18 protein-coding genes are annotated in these 17,560 nt (G+C 62.7%); 7 read left to right on the plus strand and 11 right to left on the minus strand.

Annotated elements, in window-relative coordinates; translation table 11 throughout:
- Positions 1 to 18: 18 nt before the first annotated feature.
- Positions 19 to 1,134 (minus strand): hypothetical protein, encoded by a 1,116-nt coding sequence (locus tag V6L75_RS14150; RefSeq protein ID WP_334252133.1) that lies wholly within the window; start codon positions 1,132 to 1,134, stop codon positions 19 to 21.
- Positions 1,135 to 1,564: 430 nt separating this feature from the next.
- Here V6L75_RS14150 and V6L75_RS14155 point away from each other — a divergent pair, with 430 nt between their 5' ends.
- The gene (locus tag V6L75_RS14155) at positions 1,565 to 3,565 is read left to right on the plus strand and encodes a putative bifunctional diguanylate cyclase/phosphodiesterase (RefSeq protein ID WP_334252134.1); all 2,001 of its coding nucleotides are present in this window, start codon (positions 1,565 to 1,567) and stop codon (positions 3,563 to 3,565) included.
- A gap of 12 nt (positions 3,566 to 3,577) precedes the next feature.
- Here V6L75_RS14155 and V6L75_RS14160 read toward each other — a convergent pair whose 3' ends face one another.
- Positions 3,578 to 4,480: a polyprenyl synthetase family protein gene (locus tag V6L75_RS14160; RefSeq protein ID WP_334252135.1), complete on the minus strand. Its 903-nt coding sequence runs from the start codon at positions 4,478 to 4,480 to the stop codon at positions 3,578 to 3,580.
- A gap of 263 nt (positions 4,481 to 4,743) precedes the next feature.
- Between V6L75_RS14160 and mtgA the strand changes: the two genes are divergently transcribed.
- The 3 genes from mtgA to V6L75_RS14175 all read left to right on the plus strand — a co-directional run bounded on the left by mtgA (position 4,744) and on the right by V6L75_RS14175 (position 6,376).
- Positions 4,744 to 5,442: a monofunctional biosynthetic peptidoglycan transglycosylase gene (mtgA, locus tag V6L75_RS14165; protein WP_334252136.1), complete on the plus strand. Its 699-nt coding sequence runs from the start codon at positions 4,744 to 4,746 to the stop codon at positions 5,440 to 5,442.
- A 145-nt stretch (positions 5,443 to 5,587) separates the two neighbouring features.
- Positions 5,588 to 5,773 carry a 50S ribosomal protein L32 gene (rpmF, locus tag V6L75_RS14170; RefSeq protein ID WP_026355869.1) on the plus strand — a complete coding sequence of 62 codons (186 nt, stop codon included), beginning with the start codon at positions 5,588 to 5,590 and terminating at the stop codon, positions 5,771 to 5,773.
- A 183-nt stretch (positions 5,774 to 5,956) separates the two neighbouring features.
- On the plus strand, positions 5,957 to 6,376 hold the full coding sequence (locus V6L75_RS14175; protein ID WP_334252137.1) for a hypothetical protein: 420 nt from the start codon (positions 5,957 to 5,959) through the stop codon (positions 6,374 to 6,376).
- A 27-nt stretch (positions 6,377 to 6,403) separates the two neighbouring features.
- Here the strand turns inward: V6L75_RS14175 and V6L75_RS14180 are convergent, their stop codons facing one another.
- The 3 genes from V6L75_RS14180 to V6L75_RS14190 form a co-directional block, all read right to left on the minus strand.
- Complete coding sequence (locus V6L75_RS14180) at positions 6,404 to 7,054, minus strand: septation protein A (protein ID WP_334252138.1); 651 nt, start codon at positions 7,052 to 7,054, stop codon at positions 6,404 to 6,406.
- 266 nt (positions 7,055 to 7,320) lie between these two features.
- Positions 7,321 to 8,049 carry an acetoacetyl-CoA reductase gene (gene phbB / locus V6L75_RS14185; RefSeq protein ID WP_334252139.1) on the minus strand — a complete coding sequence of 243 codons (729 nt, stop codon included), beginning with the start codon at positions 8,047 to 8,049 and terminating at the stop codon, positions 7,321 to 7,323.
- Between the two features lie 129 nt (positions 8,050 to 8,178).
- The gene (locus V6L75_RS14190) at positions 8,179 to 9,360 is read right to left on the minus strand and encodes an acetyl-CoA C-acetyltransferase (RefSeq protein WP_334252140.1); all 1,182 of its coding nucleotides are present in this window, start codon (positions 9,358 to 9,360) and stop codon (positions 8,179 to 8,181) included.
- A 331-nt stretch (positions 9,361 to 9,691) separates the two neighbouring features.
- On the opposite strand from V6L75_RS14190, the gene phaR reads away from it, so the two are divergent.
- On the plus strand, positions 9,692 to 10,294 hold the full coding sequence (gene phaR / locus V6L75_RS14195) for a polyhydroxyalkanoate synthesis repressor PhaR (RefSeq protein WP_334252141.1): 603 nt from the start codon (positions 9,692 to 9,694) through the stop codon (positions 10,292 to 10,294).
- A gap of 341 nt (positions 10,295 to 10,635) precedes the next feature.
- On the opposite strand, the gene V6L75_RS14200 is transcribed toward phaR, so the two are convergent.
- The gene (locus V6L75_RS14200; RefSeq protein WP_334252142.1) at positions 10,636 to 11,067 is read right to left on the minus strand and encodes a GlcG/HbpS family heme-binding protein; all 432 of its coding nucleotides are present in this window, start codon (positions 11,065 to 11,067) and stop codon (positions 10,636 to 10,638) included.
- A gap of 168 nt (positions 11,068 to 11,235) precedes the next feature.
- Between V6L75_RS14200 and ggt the strand changes: the two genes are divergently transcribed.
- On the plus strand, positions 11,236 to 12,813 hold the full coding sequence (gene ggt / locus V6L75_RS14205; protein WP_334252163.1) for a gamma-glutamyltransferase: 1,578 nt from the start codon (positions 11,236 to 11,238) through the stop codon (positions 12,811 to 12,813).
- 89 nt (positions 12,814 to 12,902) lie between these two features.
- On the opposite strand, the gene V6L75_RS14210 is transcribed toward ggt, so the two are convergent.
- From V6L75_RS14210 to V6L75_RS14230, 5 genes are all read right to left on the minus strand, one after another.
- On the minus strand, positions 12,903 to 13,238 hold the full coding sequence (locus tag V6L75_RS14210; protein ID WP_334252143.1) for a hypothetical protein: 336 nt from the start codon (positions 13,236 to 13,238) through the stop codon (positions 12,903 to 12,905).
- 610 nt (positions 13,239 to 13,848) lie between these two features.
- Entirely contained in the window at positions 13,849 to 14,208 is a 360-nt protein-coding gene (gene rplT, locus V6L75_RS14215) for a 50S ribosomal protein L20 (RefSeq protein ID WP_019965303.1), read from the minus strand.
- Positions 14,209 to 14,236: 28 nt separating this feature from the next.
- On the minus strand, positions 14,237 to 14,434 hold the full coding sequence (gene rpmI, locus V6L75_RS14220) for a 50S ribosomal protein L35 (RefSeq protein ID WP_019965302.1): 198 nt from the start codon (positions 14,432 to 14,434) through the stop codon (positions 14,237 to 14,239).
- Positions 14,435 to 14,742: 308 nt separating this feature from the next.
- The gene (gene infC / locus V6L75_RS14225) at positions 14,743 to 15,285 is read right to left on the minus strand and encodes a translation initiation factor IF-3 (RefSeq protein ID WP_334252164.1); all 543 of its coding nucleotides are present in this window, start codon (positions 15,283 to 15,285) and stop codon (positions 14,743 to 14,745) included.
- Between the two features lie 210 nt (positions 15,286 to 15,495).
- Positions 15,496 to 16,683, minus strand: a complete 1,188-nt coding sequence (locus tag V6L75_RS14230) for a glycosyltransferase family 4 protein (RefSeq protein ID WP_334252144.1) — start codon at positions 16,681 to 16,683, stop codon at positions 15,496 to 15,498.
- A gap of 76 nt (positions 16,684 to 16,759) precedes the next feature.
- On the opposite strand from V6L75_RS14230, the gene V6L75_RS14235 reads away from it, so the two are divergent.
- Entirely contained in the window at positions 16,760 to 17,560 is an 801-nt protein-coding gene (locus V6L75_RS14235) for an alpha/beta hydrolase (protein ID WP_334252145.1), read from the plus strand.

The following is a 17,560-nucleotide window of genomic DNA, read 5'->3' on the forward strand; positions in this document are numbered from 1 at the left end:
CCGAAGCAGATCACAAGTTCAAACGGTCACGTCCGTACGCAGATTGAAAGTAAGCGGGACAGATAGTGCCATGACGGGCAGGCTGGCGTCACTCGAAATTGAAGAGGTAACCGGTACAGACTGGGAATTCACCGGTCCAGACGCCACCTGCGTTCCAGATGCGGCCACATCTGCAGCTCCGGCTTCGGGCATAACGTCCCCTGTACCAGCTTCAGCGTCTTCATCCGCATCGTCAGCACCGGAGACCTGCTCAGAACCACGCAACCGCTCGAGCACATAGCCATCCAGCGCCTTCTGGCCCTCCGCAAGCTCACGCTTGGCTTTTTCCAGCTCGCGGCGCTGTTCCGGATCATCCTTGTCAGCCAGCGCCTCGATCTGCTTGGCGATGACGTCGATTTCCTTCTTCAGCTTGCTCAGCTTGTCATGATGGCCAGCCTTGATGGCCGCGCTGGCAGCGGCCTGTTCTGCCGCCTGCTTGCGCTCTGCCTTCTCCTGCCCGGAAGGTTTGGCTGCGGTATATCCGGCAATTGCCTCTCGCATGCTGGTCTGCAGTGCAAGCGCCTGCCCGGCCCGCTCGTCCTCAGCGCCCGCGTCTTCCCCGGCAGCGCCGCTTGCCTTATCCGTTTCAGACAAGGCTTCCTGCGTTGCCGCGGCCTGTGAACCAGCTTGTTCATCTTTGCCAGCCGTCTCCCCGGAGGAAGCCGGCTGAGCTTGCGCCGTCTGAGGTTCGTTAGCGCCGCTTTCTGCAGTCTGGGTCTGATAAACAGAACCGGCAGCACTTTCCGTGCCCTGCGCCGCGAGGGGAGCAGCCGTACCGGTCGGCTGAGTGCCTGCGGTTGCAGAACCCTCTGCTGCCGAAGCTCCTGCCACAGCGGTTCCTGAAGCCACCTGCAGTGCGGCAGCACCGGCCACGGCAGCAGACACACCACCCCCACTGCCGGAAAGCGACTTGGCCGCTTCCTTGAACTCCTTGCCCAGTTCCTTCAGCTCACGGATCAGCGCGCGTGCCTGGGCAGGTGTCGCAAACTTGAGCCGCTGCTTGAGCGATTCGATCTTCTGTTCGATCTGGGCAATCTTATCGGCGCGCTTGTTATTGTCAGACTGGGAGGCAGAGTTCTTGAGGGTGTCACCCACCTGCTTTGCTTCGCTGAGCTGCTTGACGACAGCGTCCTGGGCCTCTTCGGGACCGCCCGAAGACTTATTTGCGGCAGCGGCCGCAAAAGCTTCTGCTTGCCTGGCTTTGGTTACCTCGAGAGGATTGGCAGCAACAGAGGATCCCTCACCCCCTTGCTGACGGTTGAGAAGACCTGCACTGCCGTTAAAAGATCTTTGAGCGGGTGAAAATGAGACCGACATGATGCCCTCTGGCCCAAGCTATAGCGACCTATGGTCGCCCCCTACTCAGCAACCAGCTTAAATTGTACCAATCCAAAGGTTAACTGGCCGTTAATATTTGCGCAATTTCAGATACAAGCACACACTCCCTGCAACTTTCGCCCATCCCGGGATAGAGAAAATTAGGAAGTCCACTCCTAACCTCACCCTGGGGTAATCGGGGGCAGGAATGAAGAAACTGAAGCGGACAGCGGATCTTCGTCTGATTGGCGGTTCCATTCTTGTCGCGATCATTTTCGTGACATTGACCACGTCAATCATGAGCACGGCCGTGGACCATTGGATCCGGCATGATGCGCAGATTGAGACAACCGGACTGGCAAGTGCCCTGCAAAAACGGCTGCCGCAGCTTGAGGCCATCATTGGCGGCTCATTCCCCGGGGAATCCGACGCCGCAGTTCTTCAGCTCATTCAATCTCTTGGCCGGTCCAGCCATGTTACACTTGCAACGCGGGACGGAGAGCCTGTCCTGGTTCTGACAGGCGGTCAGGTGCTCCCTGCTTCCGGTCAGGAAGGCCGCATCCATGCAGGTAACGCTGGCACGCCCTACACGCAGATCAAGACTGTCAAGGAAAACGGCACGGTTTCCGTTGTCGCCGTTACGGCGATGGTCCTGCAGCACCAAGGCCGGCCGGTGGGCATTCTGGAGACACGAATCGACGAAACGGCTCTCGCGGGCAGCTTTCGTCAGGACCTTTTGGTCGCAAGTATCATTCTTGCCAGCGTGCTCGGCATCGCTTTTGCCATCGGTTATTTCTGGCTGAACGAGGCCGTCCGCTCGCGCAATGCCTCCGAGGAGCGGGCGGAGTTTCTGGCCAGCCACGATGGCCTGACAGGACTGCTGAACAGAAGCGCTTTTCAGATGAAACTGGATGCGGCACTGGCCAGGCTTGGCCCAGACGAGGCCATTGCCCTGCATCATCTGGACATAGACCGCTTCAAGCGCATCAATGACGATCTAGGCGAAGAGGGGGCCGACAAGCTGATCCGTCTCGCCGCCCTGCGCCTGCGCGATCAGGTCCGGCCTTGCGACATCCTTGCCCGGCTGGGTGGTGATGAACTCGTCATCGCCCAATGCGGTATAACGCGGCCAGAACAGGCCGAGGCCTTTGGCCACCGCCTGGCAGAGCGGCTGTCCGAACCCTATGCGCTGGAAGGGCGGGAGATACGCATCTCGGTCAGCATCGGTTGCAGTCTTGCCCCCCTCCACGCCCGGCAAGCCCATGACCTGATGATCAAGGCAGGCATGGCCCTGCAATTCATAAAGACCACGGGCCAGCGGGGCTTCGGCATTTTCCGCGAAACGATGGAAGAGGAACTCGTTGGCCGCAGGGATCTGGAGGGACTTGTGCGCAGTGCCCTGCAAAAGAACCTGTTCAGCCTTCAGTTCCAGCCCATCATGAGCCTGCCCAGAGGCCGCATCTGCGGATTTGAAGCGCTGCTGCGGCTGACCAGCGAGGCTGGCACCCCAGTGTCACCAGAGCTTTTCATTCCCGTGGCCGAAGAGCTTGGCCTCCTGCCGGAAACGGGAGAATGGGTGTTGAACAAGGCCTGTGAAACGGCGGCAGGCTGGCCGGACGGGATTTCGGCCGCTGTAAACCTGTCGCCCTCCCAGTTTGCCACCGGCAGCCTGCCCAGCCAGGTTCAGGCTGCGCTGACAGCAAGCGGACTTGCCCCGGAGCGGCTTGAGCTGGAAATCACCGAGGGCATCCTGCTGAAGGATACGGACGCGATTCTGCAGCAGCTGACCGAACTGAAGGCACTTGGCGTCACCATCGTCATGGACGATTTCGGCACCGGCTATTCCAGCCTCAGCTATCTGTGGCGCTTCCCCTTCGACAAGCTGAAGATCGACCGCAGTTTCATGGAGGCCTACTCCCATTCGGGCGAGACCATCCAGCAGATCCTCAAGGCCATTGTCGCGCTTGGCCGCGCCCTGAAAATGCAAGTGACGATCGAAGGCATCGAGACCGTGTTCCATGCCCGCGCCGTCAAGGATCTGGCGATCGACAATCTGCAGGGCTACCTGTTCGGCAAGCCGATGGCGGACGTGGAAATCCCCAATGCGATGCTGAAGGATTTCGTGAAGACGATGAACTTGCCATCCGATGCCGCAGGCCCGGCGCGCACGGCGTCATCACCAGAGCACAAGGCCACGATCGCGGGCTAGGCTGCAGGCGCCTCAGCGGTCGCGGAAGGCCACGAAAGCTGCGACATCCGCCAGACGCTTGCCGCCCTCACCGGCTCCCGCCACCAGTTGCTCCGCCTCGGCCACAAGGCCTGTGAGAATGGCTCGGGTACGCTCGGGGCCATAGAGGCTGACCAGTGTTGCCTTGCCCGCCTGCGCATCCTTGCCCGTCGCCTTGCCCATGACTTCCGGCGACGCTACCAGATCCAGAAGATCATCTGCCAGCTGGAAGGCAAGGCCGATGATCTCCCCAAACCGGGTCATGCGCACCACATCATCCCCCGCGGCCCCTGCCAGGATGGCACCGGCACGGCAGGCATAGCGCAGCAGCGCGCCGGTCTTCATGGCCTGCAAGGTGCGAATCTCGTCCTCGGAGAGCTGCCGGTGCTCTGCCGCCAGATCCAGCATCTGCCCGCCGGCCATGCCGCCAAGACCGGACGCGCGCGCCAGTTCCTGCGACAGCTGCAGCCGCACCGCAGGATCGTGATGCACCTCAGGCTCGGCGATCAGGTCAAAGGCCAGCGTCAGCAGTGCATCCCCCGCCAGAATGGCCGTTGCCTCGTCAAAAGCCTTGTGAACGGTCGGCTGCCCCCGGCGCAGATCATCATCATCCATCGCCGGAAGGTCATCATGGACCAGTGAATAGCAATGGACGCATTCCAGCGCTGCAGCCGCCAGCAGGACTCCATCGTCCCTGCGGCCGAAGGCAGCGGCAGCTTCAGCCAGCAAAAGCGGGCGCAGCCGCTTGCCGCCATTGAGCGAACCATGGCGCATGGCAGCCAGCAGGCGTTCAGGCCGCAGAACCTCGCCCGGCCTTGGCCCGTCCGACAGCGCCTTGCCCAGAACCGCATCCATCTGCTGCGCCATCCCGCGCAGGCTGTCCTCAAGCCACGTCATTGCATCTGCCCTTCACGCAAGGCTCCAACCGGATGCCCTCGTCACCCGAAACCGCTCCGCCGTCAAGACGGCTTGCACATCTTCCGCCCGGCTTTGACGCAGGACCCAACCACATGTAGAAACGGCAGAAAGGCACGAGGCGGCATGCACCCGCCGCAGAGGTGAGGAGCAGCGTCCCTTTGGCCCAGGAAGATGGCTTGCCAGGCAGCACGACCAGCCCCCCCGGTGGACCGGAAACACCCGGACCGGAAGAGACTGCCAGTATGCCGCGCAACCGGACAAGACGCAGCCTGAAGATAACGCGCATCCTTCTCTGGGTGCTGCTGGTGCTGGTGCTTGCACCGCCCGTACTGACCGTCATCTATTCCATTGTGCCCCCCGTCAGCACGCTGATGATCGGCCGTTACGCACAAGGGCTCTGGGTGGACCGGCAGTGGCGGCCTCTGGAGAAGATTTCCCCTCATCTGGTCAGGGCCGTCATCACGTCCGAAGACGCAAGGTTCTGCGAACATGAGGGCGTGGACTGGGACGCGCTGGAGGGCCAGATCCAGCGGCTGAATGCCGGCGAGGAAGCGCGCGGGGCGTCCACCATCACCATGCAGCTGGCCAAGAACCTGTTTCTGTGGGGAGACCGCAGCTTCATCCGAAAAGGGCTGGAACTGCCCACGGCGCTGATGATCGACCAGATCCTGACCAAGCGCCGGATCATGGAGCTTTATCTCAACGTCGCCGAATGGGGCGAAGGCATTTTCGGCGCAGAAGCTGCCGCGCAGGCCTGGTTCGGCAAGTCCGCCGCCGATCTGACCCCCGCAGAAGCCTCGCGCCTTGCCACCGCGCTGCCCAATCCGGTCCTGCGCAATCCTGCCCGGCCCGGACGGGGGCATGCCCGGCTGGCCAGCACGAATCAGCGCCGCGCCGCCTCTGCGGGCAATATTTTCGGCTGCGTTCTGGCCAGCAGATGAGGCGGTGAAGAAAAATTCCGTTATGGACTGGCAAAAGGCTTCAGTTGCCTGTATAACCCCGCCCATTCTTACACGCTGCGTGATGCCACGCCCCGGGCAATCCCGGTCCGGGCCGCGCTGACTATGGACCACGGAGAACAAAAAAATGGCCGTTCCGAAGAGAAAAACCTCGCGCATGAAGCGCGGTTTTCGCCGTTCCGCGGACGCCCTGAAGCAGCCGACCTACGTCGAGGACAAGGATTCGGGCGAACTTCGCCGCCCGCATCACGTTGACCTGAAGACCGGCATGTACCGGGGCCGTCAGATCCTGCAGCCGAAGGCCGACGTCTGAGGCGAGGATCGCGACTGCGATCACGAGATTAAGGCTGGTGGCAACACCGGCCTTTTTCGTGCGCGGGGCGGCTTGTCCTGCAGGTATCGGCTTGTTCGCTCTGCCCGTATTCTGTTGCAGCGGATCATGCCGGAATGAGGCAGACTGCATCACTGCAGAATCGGGCCCTCCAGGGAGAAGCGCATGTCCAGGATCCTGTCCCTTCCTCTGACACTGATCCCCCTTGCAATCTACAATCTGACCGCCTTCGGCTTCTTCGGCACGGCAGCTGGAGACCCGTGGTTCCAGCCGATGCTGACGGTGGAACTGGTATCAGGCGCCAGATTCTCGCTGGTCTCGGGCGACCTGATGATCCTCTGCGGGCTGGTGGTGCTGTTTCTTGAGATTCTCAAGGCAACCCGCACCGGCACCGCAGCCCTGACGGATCACATCTTCTCGATGCTGGTCTTTGCCGTGTATCTGGTCGAATTTCTCACCGTGCCTCTGGCGGCCAGCTCGGTCTTCTTCATCCTCACGGTGATTTCGCTGATCGACGTGATTGCAGGCTTCACTGTAAGCCTCACGGGCGCCCGGCGGGATGTCAGTTTTGGCGGGCGGGAATAACCCGCCCGGGTCACGCATGGAGCGGCCTCAAGCGTCCGTCTTGCCGCTGCCCTCTTCCGGCAGGGAATGGCGCTGAATCAGCGGCAGCTGGGTCATGGTGAAGATCAGCGTGATCGGCATCATGCCGAACACCTTGAAGCTGACCCAGAAATCCGTCGAGAAATTGCGCCAGATGACTTCGTTGAGCACCGCCAGCGCCAGAAAGAAGATGCCCCAGCGCAGGGTGAGAATGCGCCAGCCCTCGTCCGTCAGGCGGAAGGCGCTGTCAAAGACATAGCCGAGCAGCGATTTGCCGAAGGCAAGGCCGGTGAGCAGGATCACGCCAAACAGCGTGTTGATGATCGTGGGCTTCAGCTTGATGAAGAGATCATCATGCAGCCACAGGGTCAGCGCCCCGAACACAAAGACCACGATGCCCGACACCAGCGGCATGATGGGCAGGCGGCGCGTCAGATAGAGCGACACGGCCAGCGAAATGGCAATGGCGACCATGAAGGCGGCGGTCGCCAGAAAGATCGGCGCACCAAAGACGCTGAGCGCCGGAAAGGCCGCCGCGATCTGCTCACCGCGCGTGTTGAACAGGAAGAAGACCGCCAGCGGCCCCAGCTCCAGCGCCAGCTTCAAGAGCGGCGCCATGTCCTTGTGTGCAGGGTCGTTCGGGGCCCGTTCGAATTCCATGTCCACTCCACCAGCCAGAGGCAGTCCTTGTGCCAAGGCGCAAGATGCTGACGCATCGCGCCTTGAAATTGCTCAGGCGCCGCACGGGCTTGGGCTGCACTCGATGACAAAGGCTCATCAAGTGCTTCCATTGCGCCTGCCTGCAGATAGGGACAGCTGGGTCACAAGGTCAAGGGCGGAACGCCCGGCAGATCGCGTTTGGAAATACAAAACCCCGCCGCAGTCCGGCAGGACCACGGCGGGGCTGTTTCAGAAGATTGTGTCAATCAGCCGTTGGCGATGTACTGGCCGCCGTTGATGGTCATCACCGCGCCAGTCATGAAGGCGGCCGCGTCAGAGGCGAGATACACCACCGTCTGGGCGATTTCCTCCGGATGGCCAAGGCGGCCGACCGGAATGCCGGAAACGATCTGCTGCAGCACCTTTTCAGGCATGGCGGCGACCATGTCCGTGTTGATATAGCCCGGGCAGACTGTGTTGACGGTGATGCCCTTGAAGGCATTTTCCTGCGCCAGCGCCTTGCTGAAGCCGATTACACCGGCCTTGGCGGCGGAGTAGTTGGCCTGGCCCATCTGGCCCTTCTGGCCGTTGATCGAGGAAATGTTGATGATGCGGCCCCAGCCGCGGGCGCGCATGCCCTCGATGACCGGGCGGGTCATGGTGAACATGCTGTCGAGGTTGGTGGACATCACAGCGCGCCACTGCTCGAACGTCATCTTGTGGAACATGCCGTCACGGGTGATGCCTGCGTTGTTCACCAGGATCTCGACCGGGCCGAGCTCTGCTTCCACCTTTGCAATGCCTTCGGCGCATTCCTGCTCATTGGCCACGTCCCACTTGTAGACGTGAATGCCCGTTGCCGCCTTGAAGGCTTCGGCCTTTTCCGTGTTGCCGGCGTAGGTGGCGGCAACCGTGTAACCGGCGGCCTTCAAACCCAGAGAAATCGCCTCACCGATACCGCGGGTGCCCCCGGTGACCAACGCAACCTTGCTCATTCATCTCTCCCCAGACTACGGGCCTGTTTCTTCAGCCCTGTTCCCGATTGAACCTCCCGGCAGGCATCCCGCCGGGAAGAAACTGGACATGCAGGCTCTTGCGGCCCGCTTCACAGCAAAGGCGCAGGCTTAGCGCTCGACGCAGAGCGCCACGCCCATGCCGCCGCCGATGCAGAGCGTGGCGAGGCCCTTCTTCGCGTCACGGCGGCCCATTTCATGCAGCAGCGTCACGAGAACGCGCGCGCCCGATGCACCGATCGGATGACCAATGGCGATGGCACCGCCATTGACGTTGACGATGTCCGGGTTCCAGCCCATGTCCTTGTTGACGGCGCAAGCCTGCGCCGCGAAGGCTTCGTTGGCTTCCACCAGATCGAGATCGGCAACGCTCCAGCCGGCCTTTTCCAGCGCCTTGCGCGAGGCCGGGATCGGGCCGGAGCCCATGACGGCCGGATCAACGCCAGCGGTGGCCCAGGACGCGATACGGGCAAGCGGGGTAAGGCCGCGGCGGGCAGCTTCAGCCGCGCTCATCACCACCAGTGCTGCCGCACCATCGTTGATACCCGAGGCATTACCAGCGGTAACCGAACCTTCCTTGTTGAAGGCCGGGCGCAGCTTGGACATGCTTTCCAGCGTGGCGCCATGGCGGATGTACTCGTCATCCTCGATCACCTTGTCACCTTTGCGGTCGGCGATGGTGACGGGCGTGATCTCGTCCTTGAAGCGGCCGGCCTTCTGTGCAGCTTCCGCCTTGTTCTGCGAGGCAAGGGCGAAGGCGTCCTGCTCGTCACGGCTGATCTGCCACTTCTGGGCAACGTTCTCGGCCGTCTGGCCCATGTGGTAACCGTTGAAGGCATCCCACAGGCCGTCCTTGATCATGGTGTCGATCATCTTGTAGTCGCCCATCTTGTAGCCGGCGCGCATCGGAGCGCAGTGCGGCGAGAGCGACATGTTTTCCTGACCGCCTGCGACAACGATGCTGGCGTCACCGCACATGATCTGCTGGGCAGCAATGGCAACGGTGCGCAGGCCCGAACCGCAGACCTGGTTGAGCAGCCAGGCAGTGGAATCCTGTGAGAGGCCGGCGGCAATGGCGGCCTGACGGGCCGGGTTCTGGCCCTGACCGGCAGTGAGCACCTGGCCGAAGATCAGTTCGTTGACGTCGGCAGCATCCACGCCTGCCTTTGCCAGCGCTGCCTTGATGACGGTGGCACCCAGCTCATGGGCGGGCGTATTGGCGAAAGACCCGTTGAATGAACCCACGGCCGTGCGCGTGGCACTGACAATAACGACGTCGGTAGAAGCGCTCATGAAGACCTCCTGAAACTGATTCCTCCCGGGATTTTGCGGGTCCGCCGCTTGTTTTTTATGACAGGACCACACTCCCCGCTCCCTCAGACTAGAGACTGTGAAACGCGACAAGTCAACCGCCCTTCGCGCCCGCAACAACCCGTATAGCGTGCAGTGCACACCAGCTTTCGCCCCGCAGCAGGAAAAGGCTGGCATGGGTGCCCGGCTTTGGCATAGTCTTGTGGCGGAGGACGCTGCAACACGGGGAAGATGTTGCGGCAAAAGAGGAACTTGCCGTCACCGGCCGCGTATAAACGGACCGGAGAAAAGGCAACCGGGAGCGACAGACGAGATGGCCAAGACGACCGAGCCCACGATCATCAAGAAATACGCCAACCGCCGCCTCTACAATACGGGCACCAGCACCTACGTGACCCTTGAGGACCTGGCCGTGATGGTGAAGGGCGAAGAGGATTTTGTGGTTTTTGACGCCAAGACCGGCGAAGACATCACCCGCTCCGTCCTCACCCAGATCATTTTCGAGCAGGAAGGCAAGGGCGGGCAGAATCTGCTGCCCATCACCTTCCTGCGCCAGCTGATCCGCTTCTACGGCGACAGCATGCAGGGCCTGGTGCCGAGCTATCTCGAGTTCTCGATCTCCTCCCTGACCAAGGAGCAGGACAAGCTGCGCGCCCAGATGAGCGAAGCCTTCGGTGCCAGCGCCTTCGAGATGATGGAAGAGCAGGTGAAGCGGAACACCGAAATGTTCGAGCGGGCGATGAAAATGTTCATGCCCTTCTCGCTTCCGGGCGCCGCGGCCCCCGCTTCAGGCACAGCCCCTGCTGCTGCACCGGAAAGACCGGCCGCATCTTCCGGATCGGATCTGGACGACATGAAGAAGCAGCTTGCCGCCATGCAGAAGAAGCTCGACGCAATCAGCGGCAGCAAGGACTGATACCGCCCTCCGGCACGGCATCTCGCAAGACGGCGCTCACGTCCGTGGGAAACCCAGGACGTGAAGCGGCAGGGGCTGTAGGCGCTTCTCAGACGGCAGTGTTTGAACCGGGCTGCCAGCCAGGCACCCACTCTCTCCCACCTTTAGGGGAAGATGCCCCCGGCAGGGGGCAGAGGGGGGTAACGGACCGCCCATTTATGCGAGAGGCAGAGCGCTGTTGAGACGCTGATACCCCCCCTCTGTCTGCTGCGCAGACATCTCCCCCTCAAGGGGGAGAGGGGCTCTGCGGCAAAAGGAGAATGCGTTCCTCCCCCTTGCGTCCGATGGTAAGAGCCGGCCTCTCAGCCGCAATCGCCAGTGAAACCGGCAGCCTCGATACCGGCAACAGCGCAGGCTTCGTCATTGTCCGAGGTGTCGCCGGTGATGCCTGCAGCGCCAAGAATTTCCCCTTCCCTATTGCGGATCAGGACGCCGCCCGGAACCGGCACGATGGCACCGCCCGAGATGCCGTTGAGCGCCTGCACGAAATGCGGCCGCTCGGCGGCTGCCGTGTTCAGCCAGCGCGAGCCCGCCCCGACACCAATCGCCCCATAGGCCTTGCCAAAGGCAATCTGCGGCCGGAGGATCGAGGAGTTATCCTGCCGGGCCATGGCGACGAGATGCCCGCCGGCATCGATCACCGCCACGGTCAGCGGCTTCAGCTTCAGGCTCTCCGCCTTTTCCAGAGCGGCAGAAATGATTGTCTGTGCGGACGAAAGTGTCAGTTTGCTCATGTGCTGTCTTCTCCTCTAGACTTGCTTCATGCAGGGCATGACCGCCCTGCCCTTCCATCTGGCTACCAGATCTTACGGACGGGACACAGCGGCAGCAGCGGGCAAAGATCTGCGCCGTGAGGGAAACAATGGGTGCAGGAGAATACTACCTTGGCGCGAAACTTTGAAATGCCCGGCCGCTCGCCGGTCTATGCCACCAACGGCCTTGCCGCCACATCCCACCCGCTGGCGACAGCCGCTGCCATCGAGGTGCTGCAGGATGGCGGCAACGCGGTGGATGCGGCGATTGCAGCCGTGGCCGTGCAATGCGTGGTCGAGCCGCATATGACCGGGATTGGCGGTGACTGCTTTGCCATCGTCACGGAGGCCGATGGCCGCATGGCTGGTTTCAATGGCTCGGGCGCAGCACCCAAGGCCGTCTCTTCGGCAGCTTTGCGTGATGCGGGGCTAACGAGCATCGGACTGGAAAGCGCCCATGCGGTGACGGTGCCCGGCGCTGTGCGCGCCTGGGAGACCCTGCTGAAGGCCCACGGCACCCGCTCCTTCGCCACCCTGTTCAAGCGCGCCATTGCCTATGCCCGCGACGGCTTTGCCGTGGCGCCGCGTGTGGCCTTCGACTGGCCCGCCTCCATCGCCAAGCTTTCAGCCGATGAAGCAGCGGCCAAAACCTATCTGCCCGGCGGCAAGGCGCCCGAAGCGGGCGATATCATGCGTTTCCCGGCTCTGGCCGACACACTGGCTGCCATTGCCAGCGATGGCGCCGACGCCTTCTACACCGGCCCCGTGGCCGAGGACATCGTTGCCACGCTGAAGGCACGCGGCAGCTACATGACACTGGAGGATCTGGCGGCATGCCACACCACCGCCGTCGCACCGGTCTCCCGCGATTATCGCGGCTATACCGTGGCCGAGCTGCCGCCCAACGGGCAGGGCATTGTTGCGCTGATCATGCTGGGGCTGCTGGAGCGGCATAACCTGTCCAGCCTCGATCCTCTCGGCGGAGAGCGGCTGCATCTGGAAATGGAGGCTGCCCGCATCGCCTATGCCATGCGCGACCGGTTCGTCGCCGATCCGGGACATATGGATGCCTGCCACATGTCCCTCTTCGCCGATGACATGATCGAGCGGCTCTCCCTGCTGCTGAACCCTTCGGCCCGCACGCAGGACCTGCCGCTGCCCAGCGCCCCGCCGCAGACGGATACGGTCTATCTCACCATTGCCGACAGCAGCGGGCTGACGGTGTCCTTCATCAACTCCATCTTCCACAGCTTCGGCTCGGGCATTCTGGCGCCAAACTCCGGCGTGCTGCTGCACAACCGGGGGGCCAGCTTCAAGGTGGCACCGGGCCATCCCAACACCATCGAGGGCGGCAAGCGCCCGATGCATACGATCATTCCCGCCTTCGTGCTGAAGGACGGTGCTCCGTGGATGTCCTTTGGCGTCATGGGCGGCCAGTATCAGGCATGCGGCCACACGCATCTGCTGACCAACATGATCGACTATGGCATGGATGTGCAGCAGGCGATCGACTTCCCGCGTATCTTCATGGACGATGGCTTCAGCTTCCTGCAGGCCGAAAGCACCATTCCGGAGGCAAGCCTCGACGTGCTGCGCGCCAAGGGCCACACCGTGAAGCGCGCCCCTGCACCGATTGGCGGCTCGCAGGCCATCCGCATCGACCGCAAGCGCGGCCTGTTCATCGGCGGTTCCGACCCGCGCAAGGACGGTCACGCGGCGGGATACTGACCCCGAAAAGGCGAGAGGGCGGCTCCCCCCGAAACCGCCCCCTCCTGAAGTCCCCACCCGGGGACCTCGAAACTTCCGCGATGCGGATTTCAGAAGCTCTGCGACACCACAAAGCCAGCCGGCCTGCGGCGCGGGCTCGCGGCCGTGCGGCGGTAGCTCACCGTGGCCTCGCTGCCCGCATCGTCATTCAGCACACCGGCATCGCGCATGGCGATAAGCTGGGCGAGGAATGCCGCATCGGGCCGGTACATTGTGAAGCTGGCGGTGCGCTCCTCGGTGCGCAGCACCATGGGCACGGGGACGGAGGGCGGCGTGCGGCGCAACTCTTCAGCTTGTGCGGCGGTGGCAGCTTCGGCCTTGGCTCTGGCCCTCGCACTGCGGCGGGCGGCGGCACGCTCTTGGGCTCGGATAGGATCGATACGCAACGGATCTGCCTCTGCCTGTTTCACTTCGGGACGCCCTCACGGGGCTTGTCCTGAAAGTCGCAAGGCATGTGCCAGCAGGCCGGATCGCGTTAACTTTTTGGCATTGAATTTATTGAGAAATTTCATTTAATGGTTAACGTCACAGGCCGCACGCAGGCCTGAAGCGCTCAAGGCACTGAGATTCCGTCTGAATCTTGCCGCCCCCGCCAGCCCCATCCTGCGGCCCTTTTCGCCGTCCTGGCGCCCATGACCGATGTACCGCGCCGGTCCGGCCCATGCCTCCGGCGCGCCAGCCTGTCCCGTCCCGGCACCCGGCCCCGCTTTGGCACAGAATGGGGAGTGAAATGGGACGGGATGGCTGGGGGATAGAGCTGCCATCCGTCAAGCACACCCTCTCCGGCGTCATCCGGCCGAGTAGAGCAAGAGCCGGGGTGCATGATGTTACTCCCTTGCGCCAGAGCAGATGGGCCGGGACTCACCGGTACCGGATCTCCGCTTCGCTGCGTCCGGTATGACGATGGATGGGTTCATGCATCAATCGACTCCAAAAAGAAAAAGGCGCCCCCGTTTCCGGGAGCGCCTTGCGATCATGCCGTAAGGGCTTGTCTGCTTATGCAGCCAGAGCGCCCTGAGCCTTCTCAACCAGAGCCTTGAAGGCTTCCGGCTGATGGATGGCGAGATCGGACAGAACCTTGCGGTCGACTTCGATGCCAGCCTTGTTGAGGCCGTCAATGAAGCGGCCGTAGGTCAGGCCAAGCTCACGGGTAGCAGCGTTGATGCGCTGGATCCACAGCGAACGGAAGTTCCTCTTCCTGACCTTGCGGTCGCGATAGGCATATTGTGCTGCCTTCTCGACGGCCTGCTTGGCCACGCGGATGGTGTTCTTGCGGCGGCCATAGTAACCCTTGGCTGCCTTGATAACCTTCTTATGACGGGCATGGGCCGTTACGCCCCGCTTGACACGCGCCATTGGTAGTCTCCTTGATTGTCAGGTGGCGTTAGGCGTTCGGCATGTACTGCTTCACGATCCGGGCGTCCTGCGGCGACAGCGTGGTGGTGCCACGTGCGTTGCGGACGAACTTGGCCGTGCGCTTGATCATACCATGACGCTTGCCAGCCTGACCGGTCTTGACCTTACCGGTCGCGGTCAGCTTGAAGCGCTTCTTGGCTCCAGACTTGGTCTTCAGCTTGGGCATTTTGCATCCTTTCATTGGCGCGGGCCAAAGCCCGCTCGTTTGTTGGTGCATCGAGAAGCCGCCACGGCATGCCCTGGTTCTCTTGGGACCCGCCTGCGCAGTCAGGCTGCTCTTCAACAGAAGCAATCTGAAAACGGCAACAGACAATTGGTCCACGGAGAGCCGGACGACTCTGGACCGGAGGCTTATAGGGACAGCCCGCCCCCTTTGCAACCGGATTCATGCGGACAATTGAACATCCGCATCAAAAAGCAAGGCGGCCACGGATTGCTCCGCAGCCGCCGCACGAATCTTTTGCCGGAAAAGGCTCAGCGCTGGATCGGCGCCAGCACCATCACCATCTGGCGGCCTTCGAGGCGGGGCGTGGACTCGACCTTGGCGATTTCCGCCGTCTCGTCGCGCACCTGCATCAGCAGCTTCATTCCGAGATCCTGGTGAGCCATTTCACGGCCGCGGAACCGGAGCGTGACCTTCACCTTGTCGCCTTCAGAGAAGAAACGCATCATCGCCTTCATCTTCACTTCATAGTCATGAGTGTCGATGTTCGGACGCATCTTGATCTCCTTGATCTCGACGGTCTTCTGCTTCTTGCGCGTTTCAGCTGCCTTCTTCTGCGACTGATACTTGAACCTGCCGTAGTCAAGGATCTTGCATACGGGCGGCTGCGCATTCGGCTGAATCTCGACCAGGTCGAGACCGGCCTCCATCGCGATTTCGAGGGCTTCACCAGTCGGGACAATGCCGCGGTTCTGGCCTTCGTGATCAATCAGCTGGACTTCGCGAACGCGAATTTCGTCATTGGTGCGCGGGCCATCCTTCGTGGGAGGCGGGGCGCGGAACGGACGGCGAATGGTCGCTATCTCCTCTATCGTTGCAGCACGGTCGTTTGGCTGTTCCCGCAAGGGCACGGAGCACCATTCCAGAGCAGGAACAGAGCACCACTCCAATGCGCTTCAGCCCCGCGCGCTTGCGCCGGGGCCTCGGCCACATCCAGTGTGGCAGGAACGGACAAAGCATTGGCCGAAGCGCTGAGAAAGTCAACCTTTCTTGCAAGCCGGCGGTCATTCTGTCCTGCGGCCAAGCAGCCCGGCATAAACTTCAAGCGTCGATGCACACATGGCCTCGACCGTGAAATGCCGCGCCACGTGCCCCTGAGCCCGCTCCACCAGTGCGGTCCTTGCATCAGGGGCAAGCGTCAGAACGCCGGCAATGGCATCCGCCAGCGCCTGCGCATCTCCCGGCGGCACGCGCCAACCGGTACGCTCCGCTTCAGAAACCTCCGGCGGGGCAAGCACCGTTTCCGGCACGGCGCCCAGATCCGACACGATCACCGGCACACGGGCCGCCTGCGCCTCAACTGCCGCCCTGCCGAAGGCTTCGGGTTCGGTGGAAGCCACCACCGAGAGGGAGGAGAGCGCAAGGGCCGCCGGCACATCGGCACAGTGACCCACCAGCCGCACGCAGCCTTCCAGCCCGGCATCCGCAATCTGCGCCTTCAGTTCGGCCAGATAGCCGCTGCGGCCCTGATCATCCCCGGCAATGATGGCAAGCGGCAGAGCTGCTCCCCTTGCCTTCAGCTCCGCCATGGCAGCAATCAGCACCTTCTGCCCCTTCCAGCCGGTCAGCCGGGCCAGCTGCAGCAGAATGGGCCGGGACCCGTCCACGCCCCAGGCCCCGGCCAGAGCCGCGCGCCGCTCCGGCGTCACAGCCTCAGGCGCCAGCGCGGCGATGTCCGAGCCCCGGTAGATGACCGTGATCTTGCCGCGGGCAAATTCATGACGGGTAGCAATGAGGTCTGCCGTATAGCGGGAGTTGGCGATGACGCAATCGCCCCGGGCCATCACCGAATTATACCAGGACTTCAGCGCACCCTTCTGCTTGTAGATGCCGTGATAGGTGGTGACAAAGGGAAGCCCGAGCCCGCGCGCTGCCATCAGCGCCGACCAGGCCGGCGCGCGGCTGCGGGCATGGATGAGCGAGATGTTCTCCGCCAGCGCCACCTGCTTGAGACGCCTCGAATTGGCAAGGATCGTCAGCGGGTTCTTGGATTTCACCGGCAGAATGATGTGCTTGGCGCCAAGGGCTTCCAGCTCCGGCACCAGCCGCCCGCCTTCGCTGACGACAACCGCCCGCCAGCCCTTCGCCACCAGTGCAGCGGCCACATCCACCGTGGTTCGCTCGGCCCCGCCGGTGTTGAGATCCGGGATGACCTGAAGCACGGCCGGGCGGGTGTTGGTGTCGCTCTTCACAGGCAGGGCCCTTCAATTTGCCGCCCGCCTGTGCCACACCGGCCCCGCAGCAGGACTGTTACAGCGGAGCCTTACATTGGATCAGGACGGCCTTCAATTCCTCACCCTCGGCCATGGCGCGGATGAACGGCGGATTGCAGTGAAGGCGGAGCCGGGCAGGCAGCCGGGCCTGTTCTGGCTCTCCGGCTTCAAGTCCAACATGAATGGCTCCAAGGCAGAGGCGTTAGCGGACCATGCGAGAGCGCGCGGGCAAGCCGTAACGCGGATGGACTATTCAGGCCACGGCCTGTCGGGCGGCAACTTCGAAGACGGCACCATCTCGCGCTGGCTGGAAGAGGCGCTTGCCGTGTTTGAGCGCTGCACCAGCGGCCCGCAGATCCTCATCGGCTCGTCCATGGGCGGCTGGCTGGCGCTGCGGCTGACGCAGGAGCACCGCAAAGCCGCAATGGCCGCCGGACAGCCGAGCCGCATTCGCGGCCTCGCGCTCATTGCGCCGGCCACGGACTTCAGCGAGGAACTCATCTGGAAGATGCGGCTGGACGAGCAAGGCCGGGAGCGGCTGATGCGCGAAGGCCGGATAGAGCGCCCCTCAGCCTATGGAGACGGGCCTTACGCCATCACCCGCCAGCTGATCGAAGATGGCCGCAATCACCTGCTGCTGGACCAGCGCCTCGCCACAGGCTGCCCGGTCATCATCCTGCAGGGGCGCGAGGACCCGGATGTGCCATGGCAGCATGCAAGCCGGCTGGTGGAGGCTCTGGCGGAGGATGATGTCACCTTCACGCTCATTCCCGATGGCGATCACCGCCTGTCCCGCCCGCAGGATGTGGACTTGCTCCTGCAGGCGGTGGACAGGCTGTCAGGCCTGAAGGCCTGA

The organism is Pannonibacter anstelovis, assembly GCF_036881715.1.
Classification (GTDB): Bacteria; Pseudomonadota; Alphaproteobacteria; order Rhizobiales; family Stappiaceae; genus Pannonibacter; species Pannonibacter anstelovis.